Source organism: Micromonospora marincola (genome assembly GCF_056150385.1).
This window is the reverse complement of record NZ_JAXCFT010000003.1, coordinates 155,661-171,864: the sequence shown is the minus strand read 5'-3', so window position 1 is coordinate 171,864 and position 16,204 is coordinate 155,661. Positions and strand designations below refer to the sequence as shown.

General features: G+C 73.2%; 20 protein-coding genes. 11 read left to right on the top strand and 9 right to left on the bottom strand.

Annotated elements, in window-relative coordinates:
• Positions 1–15: 15 nt before the first annotated feature.
• The 3 genes from SM450_RS08915 to SM450_RS08905 all read left to right on the top strand — a co-directional run bounded on the left by SM450_RS08915 (position 16) and on the right by SM450_RS08905 (position 2,979).
• Entirely contained in the window at positions 16–783 is a 768-nt protein-coding gene (locus tag SM450_RS08915; protein ID WP_474619214.1) for a glycerophosphodiester phosphodiesterase family protein, read from the top strand.
• Between the two features lie 18 nt (positions 784–801).
• Entirely contained in the window at positions 802–2,193 is a 1,392-nt protein-coding gene (locus SM450_RS08910) for an MFS transporter (RefSeq protein ID WP_474619213.1), read from the top strand.
• Between the two features lie 66 nt (positions 2,194–2,259).
• Positions 2,260–2,979, top strand: coding sequence for a thymidine kinase (locus tag SM450_RS08905; RefSeq protein ID WP_474619212.1), 720 nt, complete (start codon positions 2,260–2,262; stop codon positions 2,977–2,979).
• 4 nt (positions 2,980–2,983) lie between these two features.
• Here the strand turns inward: SM450_RS08905 and SM450_RS08900 are convergent, their stop codons facing one another.
• On the bottom strand, positions 2,984–3,442 hold the full coding sequence (locus SM450_RS08900; protein ID WP_474619211.1) for an Rv0361 family membrane protein: 459 nt from the start codon (positions 3,440–3,442) through the stop codon (positions 2,984–2,986).
• A 123-nt stretch (positions 3,443–3,565) separates the two neighbouring features.
• Here SM450_RS08900 and SM450_RS08895 point away from each other — a divergent pair, with 123 nt between their 5' ends.
• The gene (locus SM450_RS08895) at positions 3,566–3,937 is read left to right on the top strand and encodes a VOC family protein (protein WP_474619210.1); all 372 of its coding nucleotides are present in this window, start codon (positions 3,566–3,568) and stop codon (positions 3,935–3,937) included.
• Between the two features lie 259 nt (positions 3,938–4,196).
• On the top strand, positions 4,197–5,228 hold the full coding sequence (locus SM450_RS08890) for a trypsin-like serine peptidase (protein WP_474619209.1): 1,032 nt from the start codon (positions 4,197–4,199) through the stop codon (positions 5,226–5,228).
• Positions 5,229–5,312: 84 nt separating this feature from the next.
• On the opposite strand, the gene SM450_RS08885 is transcribed toward SM450_RS08890, so the two are convergent.
• The gene (locus tag SM450_RS08885; RefSeq protein WP_474619208.1) at positions 5,313–6,299 is read right to left on the bottom strand and encodes a tyrosine-type recombinase/integrase; all 987 of its coding nucleotides are present in this window, start codon (positions 6,297–6,299) and stop codon (positions 5,313–5,315) included.
• Between the two features lie 83 nt (positions 6,300–6,382).
• Here SM450_RS08885 and SM450_RS08880 point away from each other — a divergent pair, with 83 nt between their 5' ends.
• Positions 6,383–7,417, top strand: a complete 1,035-nt coding sequence (locus SM450_RS08880; protein ID WP_474619207.1) for a helix-turn-helix transcriptional regulator — start codon at positions 6,383–6,385, stop codon at positions 7,415–7,417.
• Positions 7,418–7,420: 3 nt separating this feature from the next.
• Here SM450_RS08880 and SM450_RS08875 read toward each other — a convergent pair whose 3' ends face one another.
• The 4 genes from SM450_RS08875 to SM450_RS08860 all read right to left on the bottom strand — a co-directional run bounded on the left by SM450_RS08875 (position 7,421) and on the right by SM450_RS08860 (position 9,722).
• Positions 7,421–7,855, bottom strand: a complete 435-nt coding sequence (locus tag SM450_RS08875) for an Hsp20/alpha crystallin family protein (protein WP_474619206.1) — start codon at positions 7,853–7,855, stop codon at positions 7,421–7,423.
• A 74-nt stretch (positions 7,856–7,929) separates the two neighbouring features.
• A complete protein-coding gene (locus SM450_RS08870; protein ID WP_474619205.1) occupies positions 7,930–8,490 on the bottom strand; it encodes a DUF2087 domain-containing protein in 561 nt (186 codons plus the stop codon).
• An 85-nt stretch (positions 8,491–8,575) separates the two neighbouring features.
• Positions 8,576–9,142, bottom strand: a complete 567-nt coding sequence (locus SM450_RS08865; protein WP_474619204.1) for an isochorismatase family protein — start codon at positions 9,140–9,142, stop codon at positions 8,576–8,578.
• Between the two features lie 91 nt (positions 9,143–9,233).
• A complete protein-coding gene (locus SM450_RS08860; protein WP_474619203.1) occupies positions 9,234–9,722 on the bottom strand; it encodes an N-acetyltransferase family protein in 489 nt (162 codons plus the stop codon).
• Between the two features lie 102 nt (positions 9,723–9,824).
• Here SM450_RS08860 and SM450_RS08855 point away from each other — a divergent pair, with 102 nt between their 5' ends.
• From SM450_RS08855 to SM450_RS08840, 4 genes are all read left to right on the top strand, one after another.
• Positions 9,825–11,366 carry an ArnT family glycosyltransferase gene (locus tag SM450_RS08855; protein WP_474619202.1) on the top strand — a complete coding sequence of 514 codons (1,542 nt, stop codon included), beginning with the start codon at positions 9,825–9,827 and terminating at the stop codon, positions 11,364–11,366.
• 24 nt (positions 11,367–11,390) lie between these two features.
• Positions 11,391–12,209 (top strand): TIGR04222 domain-containing membrane protein, encoded by an 819-nt coding sequence (locus SM450_RS08850; RefSeq protein WP_474619201.1) that lies wholly within the window; start codon positions 11,391–11,393, stop codon positions 12,207–12,209.
• Positions 12,210–12,335: 126 nt separating this feature from the next.
• Positions 12,336–12,644 (top strand): hypothetical protein, encoded by a 309-nt coding sequence (locus SM450_RS08845; RefSeq protein WP_474619200.1) that lies wholly within the window; start codon positions 12,336–12,338, stop codon positions 12,642–12,644.
• A 68-nt stretch (positions 12,645–12,712) separates the two neighbouring features.
• Positions 12,713–13,171 carry an HNH endonuclease gene (locus SM450_RS08840; RefSeq protein ID WP_474619199.1) on the top strand — a complete coding sequence of 153 codons (459 nt, stop codon included), beginning with the start codon at positions 12,713–12,715 and terminating at the stop codon, positions 13,169–13,171.
• Between the two features lie 32 nt (positions 13,172–13,203).
• Here SM450_RS08840 and SM450_RS08835 read toward each other — a convergent pair whose 3' ends face one another.
• Complete coding sequence (locus SM450_RS08835; protein WP_474619198.1) at positions 13,204–13,620, bottom strand: winged helix-turn-helix transcriptional regulator; 417 nt, start codon at positions 13,618–13,620, stop codon at positions 13,204–13,206.
• 129 nt (positions 13,621–13,749) lie between these two features.
• Between SM450_RS08835 and SM450_RS08830 the strand changes: the two genes are divergently transcribed.
• Complete coding sequence (locus SM450_RS08830) at positions 13,750–14,472, top strand: NAD(P)-dependent oxidoreductase (RefSeq protein WP_474619197.1); 723 nt, start codon at positions 13,750–13,752, stop codon at positions 14,470–14,472.
• 125 nt (positions 14,473–14,597) lie between these two features.
• Here the strand turns inward: SM450_RS08830 and SM450_RS08825 are convergent, their stop codons facing one another.
• The gene (locus SM450_RS08825) at positions 14,598–14,984 is read right to left on the bottom strand and encodes a MarR family winged helix-turn-helix transcriptional regulator (protein ID WP_474619196.1); all 387 of its coding nucleotides are present in this window, start codon (positions 14,982–14,984) and stop codon (positions 14,598–14,600) included.
• Between the two features lie 288 nt (positions 14,985–15,272).
• Entirely contained in the window at positions 15,273–16,169 is an 897-nt protein-coding gene (locus tag SM450_RS08820; protein ID WP_474619195.1) for an AraC family transcriptional regulator, read from the bottom strand.
• Positions 16,170–16,204 lie beyond the last annotated feature (35 nt).

Genomic DNA, 16,204 nt, shown 5'->3' with positions numbered 1-16,204 from the left:
CGGCATACTGCCGGCGTGCAGCCTCGTCACGGCTACCTCGACGCGCCCGCGCCGCTGGCCTTCGCCCACCGCGGCGGCGCGGCCGACGGCGACGAGAACACCGCCGCCGCGTTCGCCCGCGCGGTCGCCCTGGGCTACCGGTACGTGGAGACCGACGTGCACGCCACCGCCGACGGCGTGCCCGTGGTGTTCCACGACCCGACGCTGCGCCGGGTCACCGGCGAGGACGGCCGCATCGCCGACCTGCGCTGGGCCGACCTCGCCTCGGTACGCGTCGGCGGCGCCGCCGTGGTGCCCCGCCTCGACGACGTCCTCGGCGCCTGGCCGGAGGTGCGGTTCAACGTCGACGTCAAAGCCGACGGCGGGGTGGAGCCCACCGTCGCCGCCCTCGACCGGGCCGGCGCCGCCGACCGGGTGCTGCTGGCCTCGTTCAGCGACGCCCGGCTGACCCGGCTACGCGCGCTGGCCGGGCCGAAGGTCGCCACCAGCCTCGGCATGCGCGGCGTGGCCCGGCTGCGGATGGCATCCCTGCACGGGCGGGCGCTGCGGCTGCCACCGTCCGTGGTCGCGGCCCAGGTGCCGGTCTCCTACGGGCGGATCCCGGTGGTCGACAGGCGTTTCCTCGCCTACTGCCACCGGATCGGGTTGCAGGTGCACGTCTGGACGATCGACGAACCCGCCCAGATGCACCACTTACTTGACCTTGGTGTGGATGGCATCATGACCGATCACGTCGGCGTGCTGCGCGACGTCTACCGCAGTCGCGGCCACTGGGCCGCCTGAGCCCCGAGGACCGCCCCGATGGCCGATCCGGTCACCCCAGTCGTCGTCGAGCCCGCGCCGCCGGGCAGCACCCGCCGCGAACGCACCGGCTGGTACTTCTACGACTGGGCCAACTCCGCGTTCCAGACCACAGTCATCACGGTCTTCCTCGGGCCGTTCCTGACCACCGTCACCGAGCTGGCCGCCGGGTGCGAGCTGGGCGCCGACAGCTGCGACGGCGTGGTGCACCCGCTGGGCATCCGCGTCGCCGCCGGCTCCTACTACCCGTACCTGATCTCGCTGTCGGTCTTCCTCACCGTGTTCGTGCTGCCCGTGGTCGGCGCCATCGCCGACCGCTCGGCGCACAAGAAGCGGCTGCTCGCCGCCGCCGCGTTCACCGGCGCCGCGGCGACCATCGCCTTCGCGTTCGTCACCGGCGAGCGTTACCTGCTCGGCGGCGCGTTGTTCCTGATCGCGAACATCTCCTTCGGCGCCGCCGTGGTGGTCTACAACTCGTTCCTGCCGCAGCTCGGCGGCCCGGACGACCGCGACGGCATCTCCAGCCGCGGCTGGGCCATCGGCTACCTCGGCGGCGGGGTGCTGCTCGCGCTCAACCTGGTCGCGGTCACGATGCTCAGCGAGGAGGGCAACCCGCAGCGCACCCTCGACCTGGCCCGCTGGTCGATCGTCTCGGCCGGCGTGTGGTGGGCCGCGTTCACCCTGCTGCCGTTGCGCTGGCTGCGCGAACACCCCACCGCCGCCGCCCGCCACGGCGGCGGCAACGTGCTCACCGACGGGTTCCGGCAGCTCGGGCACACCCTGCGGGAGGTCAAGGCGTATCCGCTGACGCTGTTCTTCCTGCTCGCCTTCCTGGTCTTCAACGACGGCATCCAGACCGTCATCACCCTGGCCAGCCAGTACGGCACCGAGGAACTGCGGCTGGAACAGGGCACGCTGATCGTGACCATCCTGCTGGTGCAGTTCCTCGCCTTCGGCGGCGCGCTCGCCCTGGGCGCCCTCGCCAAGCGCATCGGCGCCTGGAAGACCGTGCTGCTGTCGCTCGTGCTCTGGACCGGCGTGATCATCGCGGCGTTCCGGCTGCCCGCCGAGGCGCCGGTGCCGTTCATGATCCTCGGCGGCTGCATCGGCCTGGTCCTCGGCGGCAGCCAGGCGCTGAGCCGCTCCCTGTTCAGCCAGCTCATCCCCGCCGGCAAGGAAGGCGAGTACTACGGCTTCTACGAGATCAGCGACAAGGGCACCAGTTGGCTCGGCCCGCTCGCCTTCGGCCTGGTCTTCCAGCTCACCTCGTCCTACCGCGTCGGCCTGGTCTCCCTGCTGATCTTCTTCGTGGTCGGCTTCGCGCTGCTGGCCGCCGTGCCGATGCGCCGGGCCATCCTCGCCGCCGGCAACACCCCGCCCCGGGTGCTCTGAGACGGATCCCGCGGTGGATCATCGCGGACCGGATGCAGCGGCGTCGATCGGCTAGGCTGCCCCGACGTGACCGACGACGCCGCTGCCGCCCCGACCTGCCTGGCCCGTCCCCTGCCGGGGCCCGGCGACGACCGCGCCGGTGGTTGCGCCGCCGCCCGCGGCGTCGACGGCCGGCCGTTGCACGCCGCCGCGCTGAAGTTCTTCTGGGGGCCGATGGACTGCGGCAAGTCCACCATGGCGCTGCAGATGAACTACAACCACGCCCGGCAGGGCCGCCGGGGCCTGGTCACCACCCGCATCGACCGCTCGCTGGGCCCGCAGGTCACCACCCGCATCGGCCTGGCCCACGAGGCCATCGAGGTCACCGATGGCCTCGACCTACGCGACCTGGTCCGCTCCGCCTGGGCCGAGGGGGTACGCGTGGACTACCTGATCTGCGACGAGGCGTCCTTCTACGACCTGGAACACGTCGAGCAGATGGCCGAGCTGGTCGACAAGTTCGACGTCGACGTCTACGCCTTCGGCCTGGCCACCGACTTCCGCTCCTGCCTCTTCCCGGCCGCGCAGCGACTGTTCGAGCTGGCCGACGAGGTGGCCCGCATCCAGGTCGAGGTGCTGTGCTGGTGCGGCCGGGAGGGCCTGCTCAACGCCCGGGTCGTGCAGGGCCGGGTGGTCCGCGAGGGCGCGCAGGTCGTCATCGGTGACACCGTCGACAGCGCCGACGTGCGCTACCAGGTGCTGTGCCGGCGGCACTACCGCTCCGGCGACCTCGGCCCCCGCGCCTGAGCCGCTAGAACGGGTCCCCGCACACCCGCCACGTCCCGCCCTCCGACACCACCGGCAGCTCGCGTTCCTCGCTGCCACCGCCGTCACGGTTGAGCCGCACCACCACCGTGGCGCGCGGGCGCCCGGACCGGGTCGTCACCGACACGTCGACGATCTCGTAGCCGCTGACCAGCGGCGGGGTCCGCACCCAACTGCCGAACCCGGCCTGGCTCCACCGGCTACGCGCGTCGTGGCACAGCCGCCCGTACGCCCGGTCGGTGTCGCCGGCCGCGACGTCGCGGAAGAACGCGTCGGCGGTCTCCCGCACCGGCCCGTCGGCCCGCAACACCACCTGGGCGTTCCACACCGCCAGGCCGGCCACCCCGATCAGGCAGGTGGCCAGCCCGAGGCCGGCCACAAGCACACCGGCGCGCAGCGGCCGGCGGCGCCGGGCCGGTCGGTGCCACACCTGCTCCCTGCCCATCACCACCGACGGTAGGCAACCGGGGACCGGCCCGCAGCCGGTTGCGCCGTGCCCGCCCCTTCGCCGTGATCCGCCGCCCGTACCTGACAGGAGGTGGCAGGTACCGGCGGCAGACTGCCGGGCATGACGACGCACGCCGACCTCGCGATGGTCAACCTGGACAGCTCCGACCCGGCCGCGCACGCGGCCTTCTACGCCCATGCCCTCGGCTGGGAGATCACCCACAGCGAAGCCGAGTACGCCATGATCGTCTCCGGTGGCACGTCGATCGGCTTCGGCCTGGTCCCCGGATACGCGCCGCCGGCCTGGCCGGACGAGACCGGCGCCAAGCGTTACCACCTGGACCTGCACGTCGACGATGTGGCGGTCGCGGAGAAGGACCTGCTGGCGGCCGGCGCGACCCGACCGGAGCACCAGCCCGGCGACGAGCGGGGGATCGTGCTGCTCGACCCGGTCGGGCACCCGTTCTGCCTGTATCCACGCCCGCGGGACTGACTCGGCGATGCGGGCCGCGGGCGACCGCGGCCCGCATCGCGCCCGGCCCACCACCGACCCGGGTGCGCTGCTGTCCAGCCGTGTCCAGCGGTGTCCATGATCGGCCCCTCCGAACGCCCGCAGGGCCCAGGGTCTCGGTACGCAGAGGCGCTGCGACAGGCGGCGCCCCGCGAAAGGGAGGACCGCACAGATGAAGCTTTGGTCGACCGGATCACGACGGGCCCTTCGGACCCTGGCGATCGCCTCAGTCGTCGTACCCGTGCTGATCGTCGGACCGGGGGCCGACGCGGCCGAACGCGACGCGGTGGTCGACGCGCCCGGCGCCGCCGCCGGGATCACCGGCTTCACCCCGACGGTCACCGCTGACGCGACCCGGGCCGCAGAGGCGGCGGCGGGACAGCGGCTGTCGCGCGACGCGGTGCTGGCCGCGTACTGGACCCCGGCGCGGATGCGCGCCGCGCGCCCGGTCGAGGAGTCCGAGCAGTACCGGCGCGCCCTGACGGCGCCGCAGGCCGGCCTCAAATCCGCGCCCGCGCCGCGTAACAGCGGCCAGGAGTTGATCGTTCCGCCCGCCCGCGGCGCCACCACCGGGGGGATGGGGACCCAGGCGACCGACCCCAACCTGCCGAGCAGCCACCCGACCGCGTTCACGGCCGGCAAGGTCTTCTTCACCATGGACGGCAAGAACTACGTCTGCTCGGGCACGATCGTGAACACGGCCGCCGGCAACGAGGTCTGGACCGCCGGTCACTGCATCCACGGCGGCCGGGGCGGCACCCTGGCCTCGAACTGGACCTTCGTCCCGGCGTACAACGGCGATGCGGCCAACCCGCGCCCGCTCGGCACCTGGACCGCGACGGGGCTGTGGACCATGACGGCGTGGATCAACGACTCGAACTTCGCCGAGGACATGGCCGTGGCCGTCATGGGCACGCAGGGCGGCCAGCACATCAACCGGTACGGCGCGCAGGGTCTGTGGGTCAACGCCGGCGTGAACCAGTTCATGAACGCGTTCGGCTACCCGGCGGAGGCGCCGTTCAACGGCCGCCGGCTCAAGCAGTGCGCCGCGAGCTCCGTGCAGGAGAACCCGGCGGTGTGGACGCAGACCATCAAGATCACCCCGTGCAACTTCACCGGCGGGGCGAGCGGCGGCTCTTGGCTGATCAACTACGACGGGCAGTGGGGTCTGGTCAACGGCATCAACAGCCGGGCCGATCGGGCGACCTGGGTGGCGTCACCGTACTTCGACGACACCGCGCTGGTGCTGTACAACTTCACGACCAACTTCTGATCGGCCGGCCGGGATCCCGGCTGACCGGAGCACCGAGGCGGCGGACAGCCGGCGCCCCGGTGCTCCGGTCTTGCCGCCAACGGATTATCCGCGCCGGCGGGCCCGGGCCGCCCAGATCGCGTACGCCGGGTCGCGGTCCAGGTTGTGCCGGTCCCGGTCGTAGCGGCGGGTGGTGCGCGGATCGGCGTGACCCATCGCGTCCTGCACGTCCTCCAGCGGCACCCCCTCCGAGCGGGCCGTCGTGGCGAACGCGTGCCGCAGCGAGTGCGGCGACAACCGCGCCCAGGCCGCGATCCCGGCGGTCTGTGCGAGGCGGCGCACCAGCCGGAACACGGCGTGCCGGTCCAGCCGACCGCCGGAGGCGGTGACAAGGAGCGGACCGGTCAGCTCCGGCACCGTCACACCCTGGGTGGCGGCCCGGTCGGCCAGATAGGCGTCGAGCGCGTACGCGGTGCCCGGGGTGAGCGCGCGGCGGCGTACCTTGCCGCCCTTGCCGACGAAGCGGACGCTGCGGTGACCGCGCTCCGCGCCCAGGTCGGCCAGGTTCAGCGAGACCAGCTCACCGACCCGCAGCCCCAGGTCGGCCAGGAGCGCGACGACGGCCCGGTTGCGGGCGGCGGTCGGGCCGGTGTCGGCCTCGGCGGCGGCGAGCAGCGCGTCGACCTCGTCCGGGCTCAGGCCGACGGTGGCGGAGTGGTCCCGGTCGACCCGGGGCCGGTCGGCGGCGGCGACCGGGTTGGCCGGCACCGCCCCCAGCTTGACCAGGAAGTCGTACCAACTCGACAGCGCGGACAGCCGGCGGGCCACGGTGGCCGGGGTGAGCGGGCGCCCGTCACGCCCGCGCGGGGTGGCCTCCAGATCCCGGCCGTACGCGTTGACGTCGAGGAAGGTGACCCGCAGCGGCTCCAGCCCGCGCTCGGCGCACCAGCGCAGCCAACCGGTGACGTCCCGCCGGTAGGCGTCGCGGGTGTGCTCGGACAGGCGGCGGTTGCGCAGCCACGCCTCGGTGAAGTCGGCCGGGCCGCCGGGCAGGGCGGGGCGCGCGCGGGGAAGCACCTCGGGACGCAGCATGTGAGAAAGGTTCTCAGTCGGCGGGGCGTTTCGCGACGAGGCGCGCCGCCGACCGGATTCCCGGCGCGGGTTACCGTCACCTGATGCGCGCCAGCCGGCTGGTCTCCCTCCTGCTGCTCCTGCAGACCCGGGGGCGGATGACCGCCCAGGAACTCGCCGACGCCCTGGAGGTGTCGGTGCGAACCGTGTACCGCGACGTCGAGTCGCTCGGCGCCGCAGGCGTCCCGGTGTACGCCGACCGGGGCCCGGCCGGCGGCTACCGACTGGTGGAGGGCTACCGGACCCGGCTCACCGGGCTCACCGGCCCGGAGGCCGAGGCGTTGTTCCTCGCCGCCCTGCCCGGCCCCGCCGCGGAGCTGGGCCTGGCGTCCGTGGTGGCCGCCGCCGAGCTGAAGGTGCGCGCCGCGCTGCCGGACGACCTGGCCGACCGCAGCGGCCGGATCCGGCAACGGTTCCACCTGGACGCGCCCGGCTGGTTCCGCCACCCGGAGGCCACCCCACACCTGGCCACGCTCGCCGGCGCGGTGTGGGACGACCGGTTGGTGCGGCTGCGCTACCGGCGTTGGCGCGCCCCACGGGAGGTGACCCGACTTGTCGCCCCGCTGGGCGTGGTGCTCAAGGCCGGGCGGTGGTATCTGGTCGCCCGATGCGGGGACCAGATACGCACCTACCGCGTCGGCGCGGTGCTCGACGCGGCGGTCACCGACGAGCGGTACGAGCGGCCGGACGGGTTCGACCTGGCCGCCTACTGGCGGGAGTGGACCGCCCGGTACGAACGCGACGTCTACCGCGACCAGGCGCGGATCCGGCTCACCGCCGCCGCGCTGGAGTTCATGCCGTACGTCTTCCCGCCGGAGATGAGCCGGGCGGCGCGGACGGCGGCCGGCGAACCCGGACCGGACGGCTGGTTGGAGACCACCGTGCCGATCGAGTCGGTGCGCCACGCCCACGCCGAGCTGCTCAAGCTCGGCGCCGAGGTGGAGGTGCTGGCGCCTGCGGAACTGCGCGACCGGTTCGCCGCGACCGCGCGGGCGCTGACCCGGCTCTATCGGGCCGACGCCGACGCCGACGCCGACGCGGGGGCTGCCGGCGCTCCGGCGTCCCCCGCGTCGGCCTGAGGCTCACGCGGTGGTGAGCTGCCGGTGGCCGTTGCTCTCGGCGGGTGCGGTGACCGTGATGCGGCGCGGCTTGGCGCGCTCGGCGACCGGGATGCGCAGCGTCAGCACGCCGTTGTCGTAGCCGGCCTCCAGCCGGTCGGTGTCAAGCGTGTCACCCAGGAACAGCTGCCGGGTGAACGTGCCCATCGGCCGCTCGGCGGCGACCAGCTCGACCTTTTCGCCGGTGGGGCGGCGTCGCTCGGCGCGGACGGTCAGCACGTTGCGTTCGACGGTGCAGTCGATGCTGTCCGGATCGACGCCGGGAAGGTCGAAGGCGGCGTAGAAGTGGTCGCCGTCGCGGTAGGCGTCCAGGTGCATCACCGCCGGGCGGGCGGTGGTGCCGAAGAACTGCTCGGCGATCCGGTCGATCTCACGGAACGGGTCGGTACGCATCAACATGGCTCTGCCTCCTCGGTTCTCCTGACCCAAGGGCTCGTGTTGAGTCGGGGTGACTCAACTTCCCGATTTCTTTTTTAGCGCGACGCCGCCACGCCGTCAACCCGCACCGGCGGGCCGGTCCGCCAGTAGACGCCGTGCTCGCGGGTGAGCAGCATGTCGTCGATCAGGTAGCGGCGTAGCGTCACGTGATCTGCCTCGCCGCCGGCGCACCAGGGACGCAGCAGGTCGTCCACTGCCCGCTCCGGGTAGCGCCGCCCCACCTCGAAGCTGCGCTCGGTGATGTGTTCCAGCAGCACCCGCCGGCGACCGCGCTGCGCCGGCAGCCGGGTCAGCGCGCCGTCGCGCAGGAACGTGCGCAGGGTCGACTCGCGCGGGTCGGCCGCCGGCGCCGCCGGTGCCGCCGCGCCGGCCCGGGCGAACTCGCGCAACCGGTCACCGTCGACCCGCAGCCCGGGGGCGCCGTCGACAAGCACACCCGCGTCGGTGAGCCGGCGCACGGCGGTGGCGGCGTCGCGGGCGGACAGGCCGGTGCGGGCCACCACGGCGGGCACGTCCCGGGCGCCGAGCGCGATCGCGGCGAACGCGACGCGGCGACGCTCGTCGGCGAGCGCCCCCGCCAGAGCTTGAGCGGTCATGACCGGCAGCCTGCCACCGGCCACCGGAGACGGCCAGGCGTTTTCCGTCCGGGTGCCCGGACGGTCAGGCCGGGACGGTGGCGGGTCAGGCCGGGACGGTGGCGGCGAAGTCGACGTCGGCGGTGTCGACCGTACCGGCGGTGCGGCCCGGGGCGCTCTGAAAACCCCAGTAGAGGTTGGTGTGCGCGATGACCTGCGCCGGCGGCGGCGCGCCGTAGGCGGACAGGTCCTCGGTGGTGTGCGCGTCGGCGACAAGCGTGGCGTCGTAGCCCCTGGTGAACGCCCCGTGCAGCGTCGAGCGGACACAGGCGTCGGTCTGCGCGCCGGTCACGATCAGCCGGCCCACGCGCGCGGCGGCGAGCACCCGCTCCAGGTCGGTGCCCTCGAACGAGTCGCCGTAGGTCTTGTGCACAAGCGGCTCGCCGTCGCGGCGCGTCAGCTCCGGCACGATCTGCCACGGCTCGCTGTCGGCCGGCAGGTGCTCGGCGCGGTGCTGCACCCAGACGACCGGGACACCGGCATCGCGGGCCCGGTCGACCAGGGCGGCGATGTTGGCGACCACCCGGTCGCGGTCGTGAGCGTCGCCCACTACCCCGTTCTGCACGTCGATGACGAGCAGGGCGGTGTGCGGGCGGTCGGTGAGCGTGGTCATGGCGAGGCTCCTTCGGCGGCTGTCGTCCGGGCGAACCTAGCCGCGACCCCCGACACTCTCCGGCCGGCTCGGACGTGCCCACCGTGGCCGGTCACAGGAACCGGTGCATGACGTGCAGTCCCACCCGACCGAGCCTCGGATGGGCGAACGACTCCGGCACGGTGCCGATCACGGTGAAGCCCAGCCGCAGGTAGAGCGCCACGGCCGCGGTGTTGGTCTCCGCCACGGCGTTGAACTGCATCGCGGCGAAACCCTGCCGGCGGGTCCAGTCCAGCGCGTCCTCGCACAGCGCCCGGCCGACGCCCCGGCCGCGGGCGGCGGCGGAGACCATGAAGCTCGCCGTCGCCACGTGCGAACCCGGCCCGGGCCGGTTGGCGCCCATCTTCGCGGTGCCGAGCACCGTGCCGTCGTCGTCGACCGCCACCGAGGTACGCCCCGGCGGGCGTTCCATCCACACCTCGCGCGCCACCTCGGCGGGCCACGCCGGGTCGTAGACGAAGGTGTCGCCGGCGGTGATGACGTCCTCGACGACCGGCCAGATGTGACGCCAGTCGGCGTCGGTGCAGTCACGGATGCGCATCGCCGGCACGCTAGCGCCGGCCGGGAACGTCGCACCACCTATTCTCGACCACCCGGGCCGGCGGGGCAGCGCCGATGCCGCCCGGCGGGCCATCATGGGCGGGTGGCCGAATCCGTCACCGACGTCGATCGCCCCAACGCCGCCACGCCCACCGGGCCGCCACCCGCCGGGCCGCGAGCGACGGCGCCCTGGCTGGTCGGCGCGGCCGTCACCGCCGTGTTGCTGCTGCTCGCCGGCCGCTACGGCTACCACCGCGACGAGCTCTACTTCCTGCTGTGCGGGCGGCACCTCGACTGGGGCTTCGTCGACCAGGGGCCGCTCGTGCCCGCCCTGGCCCGCGTCGCCGACACGATCGCGCCGGGCAACCTGGTGCTGCTGCGTACCCCGTCGGCGCTGATCGGCGGCGCCGCGGTGGTGCTCGTCGCGGCGATCGCCAGGCAACTCGGCGCCGACCGCGCCGCGCAGTCGGCCGCGGCCGTCCTCGCCGCCGCCTCCGGCATCGTCCTGGCCGGCGGCCACCTGCTCAGCACCACCACCGTCGACCTGCTGGTGTGGCTGGTCGCCGCGCTCTGCGTCACGCGGGTGCTGCGCACCTGTGACACCCGGTGGGCGCTCGGCGCCGGCCTCGCCCTCGGGGTGGGAATGCTCAACAAGCCGCTGCCCGCGCTGCTCGGCGTCGGCCTGGTCGCCGGCGTGCTGATCGCCGGGCCCCGCCCGCTGCTGCGCGACCGGTGGGTCCGCACCGGCGCGGCGATCGCCGTGCTGTTCGCCGCGCCCTACGTGACGTGGCAGGCCGCGCACGGCTTCCCGCAGCTCCCCGTCGCCTCCACCATCGCCGGCGGCGACAGCTCCTACAGCGGACGGGCCGACGCGGCCGTGCTACACCTGGTCATCATCAGTCCGTTCGCGGTCGCGGTGTGGGTGGCCGGGCTGGTCGCGTTGCTGCGTCGCCCGGCCTGGGCCGCCTACCGCGCGCTCGCCTGGGCGTGGCTGGTGGTGCTCGCGATCGTGGTGCTGGCCGGGGGCAAGGGCTACTACGACGCGCCGCTGCTGCTGGTGCTCACCGCGGCCGGCACGGTGCCCACCGTCGAGTGGGCCCGGCGCGGAGCGCACCGCGCCCGGCAGGCGCTGCTCGCCGTCACCGCCGTGCTGATGGTGGCCGGCAGCGCGGTGCTGTTGCTGCCCCTCCTGCCGGCCGACCGGCTGCCCGGCTTCGTGGTCGCCGTGAACTACGACACCGGTGAGACGATCGGCTGGCCGGCGTTCGCCGACTCGGTCGCCGCCGTGCACCGGGCGCTGCCGCCGACCGAGCGTGACCGCGCGGTCGTGCTCACCGGCAACTACGGCGAGGCCGGCGCGTTGGCCCGCTACGGCCCGGCCCGGGGCCTGCCCCGCGCCTACTCCGGGCACAACAGCATGGCCGCGTTCGGCCGGCCACCCGACGCCGCCGACGTGGTGATCGCCGTCGGGTGGTCCCGCCCCGACCAGCTACGCGGCTGGTTCACCGAGGTGACCGAGGCCGGCCGGGTCGACCAGCGGGTCGACGTCGACAACGACGAGAACGGCGAACCGATCTATCTGTGCCGGGGCCTGCGCCGCCCGTGGGGCCAGATCTGGGACACCGAGGTCCGGCACGCCTACTGATCACCGCGGGCCATACTTGTCGCCATGCTCTGGGGTGTCAGCGGGTCGCTCTTCCTCCTCGACTACCTGGCCGCCGTCGCCGTGGCCGCCGCCGTCGCCCTGGCGGTACGCGAGTCGACCGGCCGCCGGACCCGCGGCGCGACACCCGACCAGGTCGAGTTGGCGTACCTCACCGACCGGGCGCTGCTGGCCTGCCAGGTCGGCGTGGCCGCGCTGCGCCGCGCCGGCGGGGTGACCGTCGGTGAACTCGCCACCCTCCACGCCGAGGGCCCGCCGCCGCCCCGGCCGGCCGCACTGGTCCGCGCCCTGCACACCGCGCTGCGCCGCCCGCAGACCTGGGCCGCGGTCCTCGCCGACCCCGACGTCGGCCGGGCGCTGCGCCGGATGGTCGGCCGGCTGGTCCGCGACGGCTGGCTGCTCACCCGCGCCCAACGGCGGCGGGTCGCCCTGGGCACCGTGCCCCTGTTCCTGGTCGCCGCGGTCGGCGTGGCCCGGCTGCTGGACAGCGCCGTCGAGGGACGTACCGCAGGTGGTCCGGCCTCGGTCGCCGGGCTGCTGCTGTGCTGCCTCGCCACCGCGCTTGCCGGTTGGTGGCTGACCGAGGTGCCGGAGACCGGCGCCGCCGCCCGCCGGCTGCTGCGCCGGCTACGCCGCGAGCACGCCGACCTGGACCCCGAACGCCGCCCCACCTGGGCCGGCCGGGACACCGACGCGCTGCTGACCGCGATGGCGCTGTTCGGCCCCCGGCCGCTGCTCGCCGTCGATCCGGCCTTCGCCGTCCAGGTCGGCGTCGACCCGGAGCGCGGACGTCCCCGTCCGGAACGCAAACCCGCCCGCCGTTGAGCGGACCGCCGCGTACCGGATGTCGGGCCCGTTCCGGCAACAGGAGCACCCACCGCGGGACAAAGCGTACGGGCGGGGCCGGGCACGGGTGGGTTTCCTTGTCTTGGGCGCCGGGAAGGCTCCGGCATGGCCGAGACATTCGCGAGCGAAGACCTGAAGACGCTGCAGTCGATGGCGCGTGGGGCCGGGATTTCGGATGCCGAGCGCCTGTCGCACGACGACCTGGTCGAGGTGTTGCGCCGGGCCGGGCTGGCCGACGGCACCCAGGACGACTGGCCCGATCAGCCGATCGAGGATCCGGCGCACCTGGCCGGGCTGCCCCGCAGCTCCCTGCGGCAGGGTGACGAGAGCACCGGCGGCCGGGCCGCCGAGGAGGCGATCGGAGCCCGGCCCGGCGAGTCGGGCACCGAGATCGACGACCGCACGCAACGCTGAGGACAGACGGCCGCCTCCCGCGACTAGGGGGCGGCTGTCTTGTCACCGGGGCTTCGTACGCTCGCCGCATGCTGTCTGACGTCACCGGGTTGTCCCGGCACTTCACCGAGGAGTCGCTGCGGGCCTACCTTCTGGACCGGTCGGAGCGGCTACCCTCGGGCTGCCTCGTCGTTCGTGGCTACGGCGGGCGGCGTGGGGTCCATCAGAAGCTCGCCGGGCGCGCCTGGGCACACGTCGCCGCCTACGTGGTCTTCGTCGGCGGCTACCGGCCGGACCTCGACGTGCATCACGACTGTGGTGTTCCTGACTGCATCGAGCCGACCCACCTGCGTCAGCTCAGCCATGCCGACAACTGCCGGGAGCGTCAGCAGCAGCCGAAGTGCCGCAACGGGCACGGCCGGGAGATCGACCCCGCAACCGGACGATTCCGGAAGGTGTGCCGGCGCTGCAACAGTGACGCCCAGCGGCGCTGGCGTGAGCGGCGTGCCGCCGAGGTGGCGGCGGCCAAGGCCGGTTATCGGGTCTGAGTCGAGCCGAGCAACCGCCGGCACAGCCCGCATCAGCGACCACGGGGCGTTGCGGCGCGCTCGCGATTGGCACGAATCTCGTCGTGGTGGTCGGCGGCCCAGCCGATCAGCGAGGTGACGATCTCGTGTAGGCCGCGGCCCAGCGGGGCGAGGATGTACTCGACGCGCGGAGGGACCTCGGCGTAGGCGGTGCGGGTGATCAGGCCGTCCTGCCCGAGCTGGCGAAGAGTGAGGCTGAGCATGCGCTGGGAAATGCCGGGGACCTGACGTTGCAGGTCGGTGTAGCGCAGCGGTCCTGGCTCCAGGACCGCGATGATCAGCAGGCTCCACTTGTCGCCGACGCGGTCGAGGGTCTGTCGGATGAAATCCATGTGCTCGGCGGGGATGGTCGCACACGGCCCGATCGCCGCCGCTCCTGCCGTCACCCCTGCTCCGTCGCCCGCTTCCATGGCGCACATTCCTCTCCGGTACGCACACCGGTGTGCCTTTTGTATCGCCCTCCATGCTGGCCTATCGTTGCGTTACGAACAAGTAGTAGGAAATGGATATACGTGATGAGTGAGGGTATTTAGGCCGAGGTGACGGACGGCTGCGCCGTCCCCGACCGCGAACTACGCGAAAGGCATCTGATCACCATGAGTAACCTCCTGGTCTTCGGCGGCAGTGGCCGCACCGGCGCTCACGTGCTGGCGTACGCAGCTCAGCGCGGCCACAGCGTCCGCGCCCTCGTCCGCAACCCCGACAGGGTGCAGGCACCGGTCGGCGTCGAGCTGATCCAGGGCACCCCTGCGAACATCGACGACATCCGCCGGGCTGCCGAAGGCGCCGAGGGGGTGATCAGCGTGTTGAACAACGGCCGCGCCTCCGACAACCCGTGGGCCAAGCCGGTCAGCCCGCCGAGGTTCATGACCGCCGCCACCCGCCACACTCTCACCGTCATGGGCGAGCAGGGCATCCGCCGCATCGTGTTGACGTCCACGCAGGGCGCGGGCGACGACTGGGCCAGGCTCAATCCGCTGGTCAGGGCGTTCATCAAGCTGTCGAACATCAAGGTCGGCTTCGCGGACCACACGGGCGTCGACCAGGTCGTCCGCGCCTCGTCCGGCATCGACTGGACCCTGGTCCGCGCCGTAACCCTGACCGACAAGCCCGCCGGTGGCCCCGTGCGGGCTGCCGAGGCCGGCACCGAACAGCCCGGCGCACGGATCAACCGCGTCGACCTCGCCCAGTTCCTCGTCCAGACGATCGAGGACGACGCATGGATCCGCGGAGCACCCCTGGTCTGGAACACCCGCGGCTGACCCGACCCGCCAGGCCCCGGGTGGTACCCGCGTCAGCCGGAACCCTCCGCCTCAGGTCCAGGCCACCTCCCGGGCGTACGGGGCTCGGACGGCGGCGATGCGGTCGGCCGCGTTCTCGGAGGCGTTCATATGCACGATCCCGCGTCTTCGGCCGTGCCGATGATGAGGTAAAGAGCCCGGCGTAGCTGTGCGACCTCGGCCGCCGGGATGGGCCGGACCGCGTCGGCCTCGCGAGCTTCGGCGCCGGCAGCGATCGCCGCCCGCGCATCCTCGCCCTTCGGGGTGATGGCGATGATGCGGGCCCGCCGGTCTCGCGGGTTGACGCGGCGTGAGACGAGTTCCATGCGCTCGAGTCGGTCGATCTCCGCGGCCAGAGTCGTCTTGTCCATGCCGAGGGCCTGCCCGAGTTCGACCTGGGTGAGATCGGCGGTCTTGTGCAGATCGCTCAGGACGATGTGGTCGCGCAGCGACAGGCCGTGGCGTTCCGCCTCCGCGCCGACGAGTGCGTGCATCCGCTGGGCCGCCCGGTGGAGCAGCCACGTCAGCTCGGAATCGGGCCCCGGTCCCAGAGCGGGGTGCTGCGGTGCCTCGTCGGTTGGCTTGGACGTGCCATCAATCCTTGCACCAGGCCATGCCATTACGCACAAGAACTGTCATTATGGTGCGTGGTGGATTTGCGGCGTTTGCGTGGAAGATTAATGGATTCAAGTTTCCTGCAATTCATTAATCCATGCGGCAAAGTGGGCAGGCCGCCGCGGATCTCGGTCAGCAGCCGGACGAACGGGCGGACCAGAGGTGGCCTAGGAGAAAAGGTTCCGGTACCGGCCGGGTGCCTTGCCGAACTCCCGTTTGAAGGCTCTGGCGAACGCGAACTCCGACCGGTACCCGGCCCGGGTCGCAACCGTGTGCACCGAGTCGTCGGTGTCGATCAGATGGCGGGCGGCCGTGGTCATCCGCCACCAGGTCAGGTAGGCCATCGGCGGGCGCCCCACTGTTTCGGTGAACCGACGGGCGAAGGTGGCCCGGGACAGCCCGCCGCGCGCGCCCAACTCGGCGACCGTCCATGCCCGGCCGAGCTCACCGTGAATGGCCTCCAGAGCGGCGGAGATCGACGGATCGCGCAGAGCGAGCGCCCATCCGCCGACGTCACCCCGGGCGGCCCGGTCGTCGAACCAGGCGCGCAGGATGTACAGCAGCAGCAGGTCCACAAGCGGCGGGACGCCGGCACCGGCGTTCTCCGCGTCGAGTTCCTGGCCGAGCAGATCGACCGCGCTTCGCAACGCCGGGTGCCGGCCCGGCCGGGCCGGCAGGTGGATGACCTCGGGAAGGTCCTGCATCAGCGGGTGCGGGCGGGCGTGGTCGAGGTGGTACGCCCCGCACAGCAGCACCGTACGCGGACCCGGGCCGTCGGCCGTCAGCTCGGCGGAACCCGCCGCGGGGAACGGCCCGAGTGGTGTGGCCGGATCGTCGGCCAGGCCGTGCCCGCGCCCGCTGCGCAGGAAGACCACGTCGCCCGGGCCCAGTGCGATCGGCTTGCCGTGGCGCAGCAGCAACCAGCACGAGCCCTGGAGCACCACATGGAAACCGGCACCGGGAATCTTGTCGAACCGCAGCCCCCAGGGCGCGGCCAGGTCACTGCGGGTCGAGCCCGGGCGGCCAACCCGCATCGCCGCGATGGCGTCGCCGAGCACATCCATGACCGGATGGTAGCTCCGTCTCGCCGGTGAGACGC